Here is a 13,843-nt window from a genome sequence, read left to right on the forward strand (position 1 = left end):
CGATCAGAGCCAGCTCCGCCTGCCGCTGGGCGGTGAGGTCCTGGAAGAATCCGTGGATCTCGACCGGGGTGCCCGCGGCGTCGGTGATTGCCTCGGCGACGATGCGCACATGCTTCAGTCCGCCCGGCCCCGGGAATGAAGTACTGGGCTACCTCCACATCAAGGACGCCCTGGGCGCCGCCGAGCACACCCGGCCCTTCCCCCGCAGCGCCCTCCACCCGATCACCGCGGCCTTCGCCGTCGGCGAGCCGGCGGGACGAGCCGGGAGTGATCGCCGGGCGTCGGACTCACGACGGGACAGCAGAACATCACCGTTTTATCACCAACACTCCTTGCACAAAAGCAAGTTGACGTGGAATGTGATCGTCCGTCGCGCTCCGCCTCCCCCCTGAGAGGTTCCCCCCCCATGCGAAGACTGATCGGCGCCCTCGCCGCCGCCGTGACAGCGCTTGCCGGCCTCACCGCCACGGCAACTGCCACGGCCGCCACCCCCGCTGCCGCCACCGGCACCCTCAGTGTCCTGACGTACAACATCGCCGGCCTCCCCCTCGGCCTCGGTGACAGCGACCCCGAGACCAACACCCCGCTCATCGGACAGCGGCTGTCCTCCTACGACATCGTCAACGTCCAGGAGGACTTCAACTACCACGCCTCCCTGTACGCCAACGACACCCACCCCCACCGCACAGCCACCAGCGGCGGCGCCGGCATCGGGGACGGCCTCAACACCCTCTCCGACCACCCCTTCGAGGACTTCGAACGCGTCGACTGGAACGACTGCACCGGCACCGACTGCCTCACCCCCAAGGGCTTCTCACTCGCCCGCGTCCGCCTCGCCGAAGGCGTGTACGTCGACCTCTACAACGTCCACACCAACGCCGACACCACCGACGCGGCTCTTGCCGCCCGGCGCGCCAACATCGAGCAGCTCTCGGACTTCATCCGGGCCAACTCCGCGGGCAACGCCGTCATCGTCATGGGCGACACCAACACCCGCTACACCCGCGCCGGTGACAACATCCGCACCCTGACCCAGGAGAACGGCCTCACCGACGCCTGGGTGGAGCTGGTACGCGGCGGCTCCGCGCCCGCCGCCGGCAGCGAGGCCCTCGTCTGCGACGCCACCGCGCCCACCGACTCCTGCGAGGTCGTCGACAAGGTCCTCTACCGCTCCGGCCCCCTCGTGGACCTGCGCGCCACCCGCTACCACAACGAGTGGCAGAAGTTCCTCGACTCCGACGGCGAACACCTCTCCGACCACTACCCGCACACCGTCGACCTCGCCTGGTCCCTGCCCGCCGACCGGCGGGCCGGCGACTTCTTCGGCGGCCCGCACGGCACCGCCTTCAACGACGCCGACGACCTGCCCGCCGTCCCGTCCCCGCGCACCCTCACCCTGCGCGGCGGCTCCCGCCTCGACTCCGTCTCCCTCACCCTCGACGGCGGCACGGTCCTCGGGCACGGCGGAACCGGCGGCACCCCGGTCTCCCTGGCCCTCGCCGCCGGCGAACACCTCACCTCGGTGAAACTGACCCGCGGCCAGAAGGACGGCCGCACCAGGATCTTCTCCGCCGCCTTCACCACCGACAGGGGCCGCACCCTCTCGGCCGGCGCCGCCACCTCGGACACCGTCACCTTCACCGCCCCGGCGGGCTGGCAGATCACCGGCTTCACCGGGCGCGCCGGCGACGAGATCGACAAGCTCGGCGTGATCTACGCGCCGGTGTAACCCCACGCAGGGACGGGCCGCCCGCCAAACGGCGGGCGGCCCGCTCCGCTCACTCCGGTGCCCGGCCGCGACCCGCCGGGCACCGCCGTACGTTCAGCCGCCGTACGTTCAGCCGCCGTGCGCCTCGCGGTGCGTCTTCGCCAGGTCGACGTACACCGCGGCGTTGAGCCTGATGCCCTCGATCTCCTCCTCGGTCAGCTCCCGCCTGACCTTCGCGGGCACCCCCGCCACCAGGGAGCCCGGCGGCACCCGCATCCCCTCCGGAACCAGCGCCTGCGCCGCCACCAGGGAGCCCCGCCCGATGTGCGCCCCGTTGAGGACCGTGGCGCCCATACCGATCAGCACCTCGTCCTCGACCGTGCAGCCGTGCAGGACGGCGTTGTGCCCGACGGAGACCCGCTCCCCCACGGTCACCGGGAAACCGGGGTCCACATGGACGGTGCAGTTGTCCTGGATGTTGCTGTCCGCGCCGATGACGATCGGACCGCCGTCGCCGCGCAGCACCGTGTGGTACCAGACGCCCGACCCCGCGGCCAGCGTCACCTCGCCCAGCACCACCGACGTCGGCGCAGTGAACGCCCCCTCGTCAATGCTCGGTTCCTTGCCTCCCACGCCCGCGATCAGCGCACGCTCGGTCATGTCCACTCCTCGATGTCCCGTACGGAAAACGGCCCGGCTCAGTCGACCGCGGCCACGGCCTCGCGTCCGGCGGCGCGCTCGGCGCCGGCAGCACCCCCCGCCGCTGCGGCCGCTGCCGCCTCGGCCTCTTCCCGGTCCGCGGCCCTGGCTGCCCGCCGCTTGAGCACCAGGCTCGTCGTCAGGCCGATGGCCAGTGCCACCACCAGGCCCAGCCAGGAGAACCGCTTGAGCCAGGCCTCCGCGACGACACCGACGTAGTAGATGACCGCAGTGGTGCCGCCCGCCCAGACGATGCCGCCCAGGACGTTGGCGGTCAGGAACTTCCAGTACGGCATGCGCAGCACACCCGCCAGCGGGCCCGCGAAGATCCGCAGGAGCGCCACGAAACGGCCGAAGAAGACCGCCCACATCCCCCAGCGCTGGAAGGAGTGCTCGGCCGCCAGGATGTTCCGGGCGTGGAAGTGCTTGGGGAAGCGCCGGGCCAGCCGGTCCACCAGGGGCTGGCCGCCCTTGCGGCCGATGGCGTAGCCGATCGAGTCGCCGACGATCGCTCCGGCGGTGGCGCACGCACCCAGGACCACCGGGTCGATGTCGCCGTGCTGGGAGGCGAGGAGCGCCGAACTGACGAGGATGATCTCGCCGGGCAGCGGGATGCCCAGGCTCTCCAGGCCGATCACCACCCCGACCAGGACATAGATGCTGACCGCCGGAACGGTCTCGAGCCACTCCTGCACGTGCAAAGCCGTGTCCTTCCGAACCGCCGAACCGCCTGGGTGTCGCTTCCGGGCTCGGAACCACTCGCCGTCGCCCGGCGTGCGCGGGCCGCGCACGCCGGGCAGCCTACCTGGGCCGCACGGGGACCCGGGCAGTCGTGCCCAGCCGCACGGCGGTCGCGGACTCCGCGACCTCGAGGCGGCGCGTGCCGGTGCCGAGGACCCAGTCGTGCCGGCTGTCGTCCCAGGAGGACAGGGTGCGCGGGGAGATGCGCATCCCGACGGTGCGCCGCTCCCCCGCTCCGAGCTCCAGCCGCCGGTATCCGGCGAGGATGCGCTCCGGCTGGTCGAGACCCAGGTCGGGGGACGGGCCGAGGTACACCTGGGGGACGGCGATGCCCGCCCTGGGCCCGTTATTGAGCATGGAGAAGGAGAGCTTAAGGCCGCCGTCCTCCGCCGCCGCCACCTCCAGTCCGGAGTACTCGAAGGTGGTGTACGACAGCCCGTGGCCGAAGGGGAACAGCGGTTTCTGCCGCTGCCGCGCGTACCAGCGGTAGCCGACGTGAACGCCCTCGGAGTACTCCTCCCGGCCGTCCCGGCCCGGGTAGCGCAGCGGGTCGCCCGCCGTGGGGTGGCGGTCCTCCGCGGCCGGGAAGGTCTGCGTGAGCCGGCCGCCGGGGTCGGTGTCGCCGAAGAGGACGGCGGCGGTGGCGGCCGCGCCCTCCTGCCCCGGGTAGTACATCTGGAGTACGGCGCCGGTGCGCTCCAGCCAGGGCATCGTGACGGCGGATGAGGTGTTGAGCACCACGACGGTGCGCGGGTTGGCCGCGGTGACCGCCTCGATCAGCCGCTCCTGGTGGCCGGGCAGGGCGAGGGTGGTCCGGTCGTGTCCCTCCGAGGCGTCCTCGTAGGCGAAGAGGAGCACGCTGCGTGCCTCCTTCGCGAGGCGGACGGCGTGCGCGACGTCCGCCTCGCGGGTGGCGGCCGTGATGTGCCGCAGGCGGAAGACCTGGCCCTTGTCACCGCCCTGGGCGGTGATCCGCAGGCGGTGGGCGCCGGAGGTGAGGGTGAGGGTCCTGCGGCGGACGGCGAGGCCGTCGGCGGCGTAGGTGGCGAAGCCGCCACTGAAGAACTCCCCGGCGCCGGGAAGTCGCGGGAAGAGGTCGGTGCCGTCGAGCAGGACCCGGGGCCGCTCGCCGGAGTAGTGGACGACGAGGGTCCATTCGGCGTCCTCGGGGACGGTGAGGGTGCCGTCGTACGTCCGGCTCTCCCCCGCCCCGACCTCCTGGCCCTCGAGGTCGGCGTCCCCGCTCACCACGTCCGCGGGCAGTGGCCTGCCGTGGATGTCCTCCCCCACCGCGTACCGCACGCGCACCTCCTCCCCGGCGCGCGCGGCGCGCCGGGCGCGCTCGGTGACGGCGTCGAGGGGGCTCCTGGCCCTGTCCGGTACGACGTGGGCGCTGCCGCCGCCGCTGACGAAGGGGACGGCGCCGCTCGGCCCGATGACGGCGATGCTCCGCGCGCGGGCCCCGGTGAGCGGCAGGGTGCCGTGCTCGTTGCGGAGCAGGGTGGCACCGGCGACGGCCACGTCGAGGGCGACGCGGGCGCCGGCGGCTGGGTTCCGGGCGGGGCGCGCGGGTTTCCGGTCGTCGAGGAGCCCGAAGCGGTCGAGGACGGTGAGGAGGCGGCGAACCGCACGGTCGACCCGGTCCTCGGGGACGGTGCCGTCCTGGACGGCCTTCTTCAGCGCGGCGCCGTAGTGGCGGCCGCCGGGCATCTCCAGGTCGAGCCCGGCGTCGAGGGCGTCGGCGGTGCTGTGGGCGGCGTACCAGTCGGTCGTCACGAAGCCGTCGAAGCCCCAGCGTTCGCGCAGGATGCCGGTGAGCAGTGGCTTGTTCTCGCAGGCCCAGGTGCCGCCGACCTTGTTGTACGCGCCCATGACCGAGCCGGTGCCCGCGGCGACGGCTGCCTCGAAGGCGCGGAGCTCGGTCTCGTGCATGGTCCGTTCGGCGGCGTGGACGTCGACGGTCTCCCGGTCGCGCTCCTGGTTGTTCAGCGCGAAGTGCTTGACGGTGGCGATCAGTCCCTCGTCCTGGATGCCGCGGATCTCCGCGGCGACCAGGTCGGCCGAGAGCAGCGGGTCCTCGGAGAAGGTCTCGAAGTTGCGTCCGGCCCAGGGGGTGCGGATGAGGTTGGCCATCGGCGAGAGCAGGACGTCCTGGCGCAGCGCACGTCCCTCGCGGCCGATGACCCGTCCGTAGGCGCGGGCGAGTGCCGGGTCGAAGGCGGCGGCCAGCATGACGGGCGCTGGCAGGGCGGTGGCGGGGGCGGCGACCCGTACGCCGGCCGGGCCGTCGGCGAGGCGCAGCGGCGGGATGCCGAGGCGGGGTACGCCGGGCACGTAGCCGGCCTGGCCGAGCCCTTCGGGGTCCTTGGCGCCGTGCAGCAGGGAGACCTTCTCGTCGAGGGTGAGCCGGGCCAGCAGCGCGTCGGTGCGGGCGGCCGCGCCGGACCGCCCCGGGTGTTCGCCGCGGCGCGCGGCGCAGGCCGAGGCGCCGGCGCCGGTGAGGGCGGCGGCGACGGCGACGGTGCCGAGGAGACGCAGGGCGGATCTTCGGGGCACGGGCTTCGGCATGCGGCCGTCACTCCTCTTCTCTGCGGCTTGCTCCGGCCTTCTGTGGCCTTCTCCGGCCTTCTCCGGCCTGCTCCGGCCTGCTCCGGCTCGGCCGCGGCTCGCCCGGGCCGGATTCGGCCCGCCGCGCCCGGACCGGCCGCCCGGGGTGCTCGTGGGCGTGCCGCCCGGGCGGCCGGACAGGCCACAGTGTGCGGCCGGGCCGGAGTGACGGACCGCCGGGCGCGGGAGTGTCGCCCGGGAAGGTCCGGGAGCGGCCCCGGATGGCGTACGGACGAGCACCGGACGCGCGAGAGGCGTACCAGAACGCGGGGAGGACGCGGGGACGCGCGAGAGGCGTACGGGAACGTGGTCCCGTACGCCTCTCGCGTACCGCGTCCTCGCGACCGGGGCCGGTGGCGGGGTAGCTCGCCGGCCGGAGTGCTCAGACGAGCGGGATGTCCTTCTCCCGCAGAGCGTCCAGGACCGGCCCGTACATACGGGACTTGATGGTGCCGACGGTGGGGCCGGCCTTGGCCGCGTGGGCGCCGGCGAGGGCGAGGGCGGTCCCGCGCACGGCGTCCTCGTCCACGGCACGGTCGACGATCCCGGCGGCGAGGGCGTCGTGACCGCCGTACCTGCGGGCGGTGACCATGGCCTCGTGCGCGGTCTGCGGGGCGAGCCGGGCCTGGATGAGCGCGGACATGCCCGCGGTGAAGGGGATGTTGATCTCGGCTTCCGGCAGGCACCAGAAGCCGCGGTCGCCGCGCATCACCCGGAAGTCGTGGGCCAGGGAGAGCATGGCGCCGGCCGCGAAGGTGTGCCCCTGCAGGGCCGCGACGGTGACCAGAGGCAGCGTCAGCATCCGTGCGAACAGCGCCTGTACGGAGGCGACGTACTCGCCCGCCCGGTCGCCGTTGGCGAACAGCCAGTCCAGATCGAGGCCGTTGGAGAAGAACTTGCCCGTCGCGGCGGTGACCAGCGCACGCGCGCCCTCGGCCTTCTCCACCTCGTCCAGCGCGGAGCCGACGGAGGCGATCCAGTCGGGGTGGAAGCGGTTCTCGCCGTCTCCGATGTCGAGGACGAAGACGTCACCCTGGCGGTCGAGCGTGGGCATGGCTGCTCCTTCATGGCGTGGGACATGCGCACGGGGAGCCACGGCGGCGGCGCCCGTCAGCACTCAACCGGATGTTACCCACGGGTAGAGAGGCTTGGCCATCCCCGTTGTTCGGGTTTGTACGGGGCTGACTGTCGCGGGTCTGCAACGGGAGGGGGCGGCCGTGGCAGGTGTCCCGCCCCGCCCTCTATCGTTACGGGCCATGTGGCCAGGACAGCAGCCGCCCGGGGGCGAGCAGAACCCGCAGCAGCCGAACCCCTATCAGCAACCGGGGTACCAGCAGCCGAATCCGTACCAGCAGCCGGGCTTCCAGCAGGGCGGCTACGCGCAGCCCAACCCGTACCAGCAGCCCACGACGCAGTGGGACGGGCAGCAGCCGGGCATGCCGGGCGCACCTCAGTCGCCCAAGAGCGGCGGCAGGAAGACCGCCGCGGTCGCTATCGTAGCCGCGACGGCCGTCGTGATCACGGCCGTGGTCACGGGTGTCGTGGTCCTCGGCAAGGACGACGAGAAGACGGACGGGGCGAAGGACGGCGGCAAGCCGGCCGCCTCCGCGAGCACGTCGGCCTCGCCGTCCGAGGAGGCCTCGGCGGACCCCGGCGAGAACCCGCGGGGGAGCACGGACGAGAAGCCGCAGATCTCCGGCTGGAAGACGGTCGTCAACCCCAAGTACGGCACCGCCTTCGACGTGCCGCCCGAGTGGTCCGTGGACGATCCCGGCGTCATCACCGGCATCGAGGACGAGAAGGCGGACGACGGCTCGCCGCTCGTCGGCATGTCGGCGCCCGCGTTCTACAAGAAGACGTGGTGCACCGACGACTCCGACAAGGACGGCTACGAGGAGTCGAGTTCGCTCGCGAGCACCGGCACCAAGGGCGGACAGGGCTCGAAGAGCACCAAGGAGGCCGCCGAGATCGCGGCCAACAACTGGGCCTTCGCCGCCTACGCGCAGAACCAGCGGAAGGGCCTGATCAAGAACCTCACCGGCGAGCCGTACACCAGCAAGTCCGGACTCGAGGGCTACTCCGGCAAGAGCGTCGTCGAGGGCATCCAGAAGAAGCGCAAGTGCGACTACAACGGCCAGGCGTGGTCCTTCGCCTTCAAGAACAAGGACGGTGACTTCGCGATCTGGGTGCTGCACTCGGCGATGGGCGTCAAGGAGGCCATCAGCGAGGAGACGGCGAAGAAGATCATGAGCACGGTTCGCCTGACGGGAGCCGACCCGGCGTCCTGACCGGGGCCGGCCCATGTCGTCGGAGCCGAGCGGCCGGTGCCCGGACTCCCCGACGGCACGCCGGCCCGCGGTGGCCGTGCGGCGCGGCTGGGCAGAAGGCCGTCCGGGCCAGGACTCGGGCCCACGGCACGGCCGTGAGCACCACGATCAGCGCCGGGCATCGCGCCGGGGCCGGCGCCGATCGAGCCGAGCCCCCGCGGAGAACTCCCTCAGGCCGGCACCTCACCGTGGCCCCGCGCCGCGGTGCCACGGACGCAGCCCCGCCTCGGAGTGGGCCGCGGGGGCGGGGCCGGACGAGGCGGCGCCACGCGCGGGCGTCGCCCGGCCGGGCCGGTCACGGCGCTTCGGGCGCCCGTGGGCGGGGTGGCCGGCTGTGCCCCGGCGGCCGGCGCGAAACCGGTTTGTCACGCGGGCCCGTCCGCGGGGATAGTCCCGGGGTGACTCCCCGAACCGCCGACCGCCGACGTCCGCGCCGCCCCGAGTGGGCCGGGCGCAACTACACGCTGCTGACCGCCGCCGCCGTGGTGACCAACCTGGGCAGCCAGGGGGCGCTCATCGCGTCGGCGTTCGCGGTGCTGGGGGCGGGCGGTGATGCGGGGGACGTCGGCCTCGTCGCGGCCTCCAGAACCGTCCCCCTGGTGGTGTTCCTGCTCGTCGGCGGCGCCGTCGCCGACCGTCTGCCGCGCCACCGTGTGATGGTCGCGGCCAATGCGCTGAACTTCCTGTCGCAGGGCGCCTTCGCCGTCCTCGTGCTGGCCGGGGAGCCGCTGCTGTGGCAGATGATGCTGCTCTCCGCCCTCGGCGGCACTGGCCACGCCTTCTTCTCCCCCGCCTCCGAGGGGATGCTGCTCTCCAGCGTGCGCGGCGAGCACGCGGGGCGGGCCTTCGCGCTGTACCGGCTCGGCATGCACGGCGCCGGCATCGGCGGCGCGGCCCTCGGCGGGGCGCTGATCGCGGTGTTCGGCCCCGGCTGGGTGCTGGCCGTGGACGCGGTGGCGTTCGCCGTGGCCGGCTCGCTGCGGGCCTTCCTCGACATCGGACACATCCCGCCGCGCGAACCCGGCGGCGGGCTGCTCGCGGATCTGCGGGTGGGCTGGCGGGAGGTGGGTTCCCGCCCCTGGCTGTGGGCGATCGTGGCGCAGTTCTCCGTGGTCAACGCGGTGGTGGCGGCCGCCGAGGCGGTGTTCGGGCCGCTGGTGGCCCAGGCCGAGCTCGGCGGGGCCGGCCCGTGGGGCCTGGCGCTGGCCGCGTTCGGCGCGGGCACGGTGACCGGGGCGGGCGTGATGATGCGCTGGAAGCCGAGGCGGCTGCTGCTCGCGGGCACGCTGTGCGTCTTCCCGCTGGCCCTGCCCTCGGCCGCGCTGGCCGTCCCGGTACCGGTGACGGCGCTGGTCGCCGTGATGTTCCTGACCGGCGTGTCCATCGAGGTCTTCGGCGTCTCCTGGATGACCGCCCTGCACCAGGAGATCCCGGAGGACAAGCTGTCGCGGGTCTCCTCCTACGACTGGCTCGGCTCGATCGCGATGGTCCCGGCGGCGACCGCGCTGGCGGGCCCCGCGGAGAGCGCCTTCGGGCTGACGGCCTCCCTGTGGGGCTGCTCGGCGCTGATCGTGCTGCTCACGGCCGCGGTGCTGTTCGTGCCCGGGGTGCGGAACCTGAACCGCCGTACGGAGAAGGTCACCGGGTCGGAGGCGACGTGCGCCGCGGAGCCGGCGGTGCTGGGCCCCGGGCACGCGGCCGCCGAGATGGAGGGACCCGCGGCGCGGCGGCCGTCGGCGAGCGGCTGACCGCCGCCGTCCGGCACGCGCGGCAGCGGATCCCGCACGCCGCCGCGCCCCACTCACCGCGCGGCCTCCGCGGTGCTGGGCGTCGTGCGCCCGGCGGAGCGCGCCCACGGCCGGTGACGGGCAGTGGGCACCGTGTCGTGCGAAAGCCGTGTCCGCGGCCGGGTCCACGGGGTGCCGCCCGGCACCGGCGGGACCCGGCCGCGTCAGCCGATGCTGAACGTCCCGCCCGGCGGTTCCGGCGAGGCCACCGCCACCGCGTCCCGCACGGGCACCGCCCCCGCCGCGAAGCGCTCCAGTCCCGCCCCGTACTCGACACGGGCGGGGAAGGGGTCGGCGGCCGTGCGGCGGACGAGCTCCTCGAGGGGCGGCTCGGTGTGCGAGGCGACGAGTACGGCGTTGCCGAAGCGTCGGCCGCGCAGCACCGAGGGCTCGGCGATCAGCGCGACATGCGCAAAGACGGCACCGAACGTGGCGAGCTGGGAGCGCAGGAAGGTGAAGGGCGCGCCGTCCGCGAGATTCGCCAGGTAGCAGCCGCCGGGCCGCAGCACCCGCTCGGCCGCCGTCGCGTACTCGAGGGAGGTGAGGTGCGCGGGGACCCGCGAGCCGCCGAAGACATCGGCGACGACGACGTCGCGGGTGCCGGCCGGGGCGGTCTCCAGGGCGTGCCGGGCGTCGTCCGCGTGCACCGTGATGCCGCAGCCCTCCGCGAGCGGCAGCCGCTCGGCGACCAGCGCCAGCAGCCCCCGGTCGGCCTCCACCACGTCCTGCCGCGACCCGGGGCGGGTGGCCGCGACATAGCGGGGCAGGGTCAGGGCCCCGCCGCCGAGGTGCAGGACGTCCAGGGGCTCGCCGGGCCCGGCGACGCAGTCGAGGACGTGCGCGAGCCGGCGGGCGTACTCGAATTCGAGGTGGGTGGGGTCGTCGAGGTCGACGTACGACTGCGGGGCTCCGTCCACGGTCAGCAGCCAGGCGCGGGCCCGGTCGATGTCGGGCATCAGCTTGGCGGTGCCCCCGTCCACGTCCCGGATCACGGGTATCGGCTCGTCGTCCACCGCATCATTGTGCCGCCCCGCGGCGGGCCGCCGCCCCGGGGCACGGTGCGCCCTTCCCGAGGCACGGTGCACCCGCCTCGCCGGCGGCTCAGGACCAGACGCGCGCGACGTCTTCGGCGTGCGCGGCGGCCTGGGCCAGGCCCGCCCGGGCGGCGGGGGCACGGCGTTCGGGGTCGAGGACATTGCGGCCGAAGGCGTCGCGGGCCGCCCGGTCGGGGGTGATCAGGACGACCCGGGAGCCCTCGGCGGCCAGGCGCGCGGCCTGGGCACGGGCGGCGGGGACGGGTCCGCCGCCGACGGTGACCGGGGCGAGGACGACGACCCTGGCGTACCCGGAGGCGAGGTCCGCGTTGGCGGCGGAGCGTACGCCGCCGTCGATCCAGCGGCGGCCCCCGATGGTGACCGGCGGCCAGACACCGGGCACCGCGCAGCTCGCGGAGACCGCGTCGACCAGCGGAACACCGTCGCCCGCGCCGAAGGCACGGAACTCGCCGGTCACGGCGTCGACCGCGGTCACGACGAGCCGCCGCGCGGGCCACTCGTGGGAGACCAGCCGCTGGGCGATCACGGCGCGCCGTTCCGCCTCCCGTGGCGTGCGCGCGGCGAGCGCCATCCGGCCCATCCGCATCCCGTACGACTTCGCGTCCCGCGAGCGCACCACTCCCCAGGCGAAGCGCGCCATGATCATGGCGCCCATGTGCGCGGCGGTCTCGCCGTCCGGGGGCACCAGCTGCCGCTCGTACAGTTCCTCCGGTGTCAGCAGGCCGGAGGTGAGCTGGGCGCCGACGACGGAGCCGGCGGAGGTGCCGACGACCAGTCCGGCGGTGGTGAGGTCCACGCCCGCGCGCGCCAGCCCGTGCAGCACGCCGATCTCCCAGCCGATGCCGGTGAGCCCGCCGCCGCCGAGCACCAGTGCCGTGTCGCCCATCGCCGCCCGCCCCCTGAACGAAGTACGCCGTCTGCGAGCAGTGTGGCGGACGGGGGCGGAGGGCGACAGGGACGGACTGCCCCTTCGCGGGCGCCGGCCGGGCGCCGGGCCCGTGCCGCGAGCGGACGCCGCCCGCCCGGAGGGCGGCGCCCCGGGCGCGGTCCGAGCGGGCCCGCGGAGCCGCGTGGGCGCGACCGGCCACGACGGCTCCGCGGGTGACGTGCCGGATGTCCGGTGGAGGAGCTCTCAGGGCACGAGAGCGGTGACCGTGCCCGCGCCGACCGTGCGGCCGCCCTCACGGACGGCGAAGCCGAGGCCCGCCTCCAACGGCACGTCGCGGCCCAGCTCCACGCTCACGGTGACCGTCTCCCCCGGCCTGGCCACCGCGGCCGCCCCGAGGTCGATGTCACCGACGACGTCCGCGGTACGGATGTAGAACTGCGGGCGGTAGCCGGTGCCGATCGGGGTGCTGCGGCCGCCCTCCCTCGCCGACAGCACGTACACCTGGGCGGTGAAGCGGCGGCTCGGCGTGACGCTGCCGGGAGCGGCGACCACGTGTCCGCGCCGCACCACGGACCGCTGCACGCCGCGCAGCAGCAGCGCCACGTTGTCGCCGGCCTGGGCGGAGTCCATCGGTTTGCCGAAGGTCTCCAGGCCGGTGACCACCGTGTCGACGTCCGCGCCGAGCACCTCGACGCGGTCGCCGACCCGGACCGTGCCGCGCTCGACGGCACCGGTGACGACCGTGCCGCGGCCGGTGATGGTCATGACGTTCTCCACGGGCAGCAGGAACGGCGCGTCCACGTACCTGACGGGCATCGGCACATAGGTGTCGACGGCGTCGAGCAGCGCCTCGATCGCCGCGGTCCAGCGCGGGTCGCCCTCCAGGGCGCGCAGCCCCGAGACCCGCACGACGGGAACGGAGTCACCGCCGTAGCCGTGCGCGGTGAGCAGGTCGCGGACCTCCAGCTCGACCAGGTCGGTGAGCTCGGGGTCGCCGGCGTCGGCCTTGTTGAGGGCGACGACGATGTGGTCGACGCCGACCTGGCGGGCCAGCAGCACGTGCTCGGCGGTCTGCGGCATGACGCCGTCGAGCGCCGAGACGACGAGGATCGCCCCGTCGAGCTGGGCGGCGCCCGTCACCATGTTCTTGACGTAGTCGGCATGGCCGGGCATGTCGACATGGGCGTAGTGGCGGGTGTCGGTCTCGTACTCGACGTGCGCGATGTTGATGGTGATGCCGCGCAGCGCCTCCTCCGGACCCCGGTCGATGCGGTCGAAGGGGACGAAGGTGCCGGTGCCGCGCTCGCTGAGGACCTTGGTGATGGCGGCGGTCAGGGTCGTCTTGCCGTGGTCGACATGGCCCATGGTGCCGATGTTGAGGTGCGGCTTGGTGCGAACGTATGCCGTCTTGGGCATGGCTGCGGTGGTTCCTTCCCGGAACTCGAAGCGGTGTTTCGGACCCCGGGGCCTTACCGACCCTCCCCCTGCGGGGTCCGCCGGACGTTCCGGGAAGGGTCAGCCTCGGGCGCCGCAGAAAGGAAAAGCGGCAGCCTTCGCAGCGTCCGCGACTGCGGACGGGGCTGCGGGAAAGGCGTGCCGGAACATGCCCCAATGATCGCGCCGGGCCGGTCGCGGGTCGAACGATTTTCCCGGGCACGACGGGGCACGGGCGGACCGCGGCGCCGCCCGGCGACGGGAACGGGAAGGGTGCCGGGAGACCGTGCCCCGCGCCCGCGTCGCCTCTGCCGCCGGGCGGGCCCGGCGGCAGAGGCGACGACGCGGGGCCGGGCGAAGGGTCGACGACGCGGGGCAGCGCGGCAGGGGCCGGTACGGGCGTGGCCGAACAGGGTCCGTCGCGGTGCGAGCACGCGAGGCCCGCAGGTGGGACGGCCGCGGGGGAACCGCCGCGGCGCGGACGCTCGGGCGGATGCCCGCCGGCGGGTGGCCCGCGTTACGGCGATCACCGGGGCTCGTCGGTTAGTCTCCCCGAATGCTCGACCCCGTCGTCACCGTGCGGCCCGTCCCCGCCG

At 74.2% G+C, this 13,843-nt stretch carries 10 protein-coding genes; 3 read left to right on the forward strand and 7 right to left on the reverse strand.

What is annotated here, in order from left to right; genetic code table 11:
• Positions 1-406: 406 nt before the first annotated feature.
• On the forward strand, positions 407-1,729 hold the full coding sequence (locus tag GUY61_RS23995; RefSeq protein WP_166632315.1) for a jacalin-like lectin: 1,323 nt from the start codon (positions 407-409) through the stop codon (positions 1,727-1,729).
• 108 nt (positions 1,730-1,837) lie between these two features.
• Here GUY61_RS23995 and GUY61_RS24000 read toward each other — a convergent pair whose 3' ends face one another.
• The 4 genes from GUY61_RS24000 to GUY61_RS24015 all read right to left on the reverse strand — a co-directional run bounded on the left by GUY61_RS24000 (position 1,838) and on the right by GUY61_RS24015 (position 6,809).
• On the reverse strand, positions 1,838-2,368 hold the full coding sequence (locus GUY61_RS24000) for a gamma carbonic anhydrase family protein (protein WP_166632316.1): 531 nt from the start codon (positions 2,366-2,368) through the stop codon (positions 1,838-1,840).
• A gap of 38 nt (positions 2,369-2,406) precedes the next feature.
• On the reverse strand, positions 2,407-3,108 hold the full coding sequence (locus GUY61_RS24005; protein ID WP_166632317.1) for a DedA family protein: 702 nt from the start codon (positions 3,106-3,108) through the stop codon (positions 2,407-2,409).
• A gap of 100 nt (positions 3,109-3,208) precedes the next feature.
• Positions 3,209-5,716, reverse strand: a complete 2,508-nt coding sequence (locus GUY61_RS41270; RefSeq protein ID WP_166632318.1) for a beta-glucosidase — start codon at positions 5,714-5,716, stop codon at positions 3,209-3,211.
• Positions 5,717-6,137: 421 nt separating this feature from the next.
• Positions 6,138-6,809, reverse strand: coding sequence for an enoyl-CoA hydratase-related protein (locus GUY61_RS24015; protein WP_166632319.1), 672 nt, complete (start codon positions 6,807-6,809; stop codon positions 6,138-6,140).
• Between the two features lie 202 nt (positions 6,810-7,011).
• Here GUY61_RS24015 and GUY61_RS24020 point away from each other — a divergent pair, with 202 nt between their 5' ends.
• Both GUY61_RS24020 and GUY61_RS24025 read left to right on the forward strand, forming a co-directional pair.
• Positions 7,012-8,043: a hypothetical protein gene (locus GUY61_RS24020; RefSeq protein ID WP_166632320.1), complete on the forward strand. Its 1,032-nt coding sequence runs from the start codon at positions 7,012-7,014 to the stop codon at positions 8,041-8,043.
• 437 nt (positions 8,044-8,480) lie between these two features.
• Positions 8,481-9,830 carry an MFS transporter gene (locus tag GUY61_RS24025; RefSeq protein ID WP_313896827.1) on the forward strand — a complete coding sequence of 450 codons (1,350 nt, stop codon included), beginning with the start codon at positions 8,481-8,483 and terminating at the stop codon, positions 9,828-9,830.
• Positions 9,831-10,033: 203 nt separating this feature from the next.
• On the opposite strand, the gene GUY61_RS24030 is transcribed toward GUY61_RS24025, so the two are convergent.
• From GUY61_RS24030 to tuf, 3 genes are all read right to left on the reverse strand, one after another.
• A complete protein-coding gene (locus GUY61_RS24030; protein WP_243766710.1) occupies positions 10,034-10,825 on the reverse strand; it encodes a spermidine synthase in 792 nt (263 codons plus the stop codon).
• Positions 10,826-10,970: 145 nt separating this feature from the next.
• A complete protein-coding gene (locus tag GUY61_RS24035; protein WP_166632323.1) occupies positions 10,971-11,810 on the reverse strand; it encodes a patatin-like phospholipase family protein in 840 nt (279 codons plus the stop codon).
• A 246-nt stretch (positions 11,811-12,056) separates the two neighbouring features.
• The gene (gene tuf, locus GUY61_RS24040) at positions 12,057-13,229 is read right to left on the reverse strand and encodes an elongation factor Tu (protein WP_166632324.1); all 1,173 of its coding nucleotides are present in this window, start codon (positions 13,227-13,229) and stop codon (positions 12,057-12,059) included.
• Between the last annotated feature and the right edge of the window lie 614 nt (positions 13,230-13,843).

Origin of the sequence: Streptomyces sp. GC420 (assembly GCF_009916105.1) — a bacterium.
GTDB lineage: Bacteria > Actinomycetota > Actinomycetes > Streptomycetales > Streptomycetaceae > Streptomyces.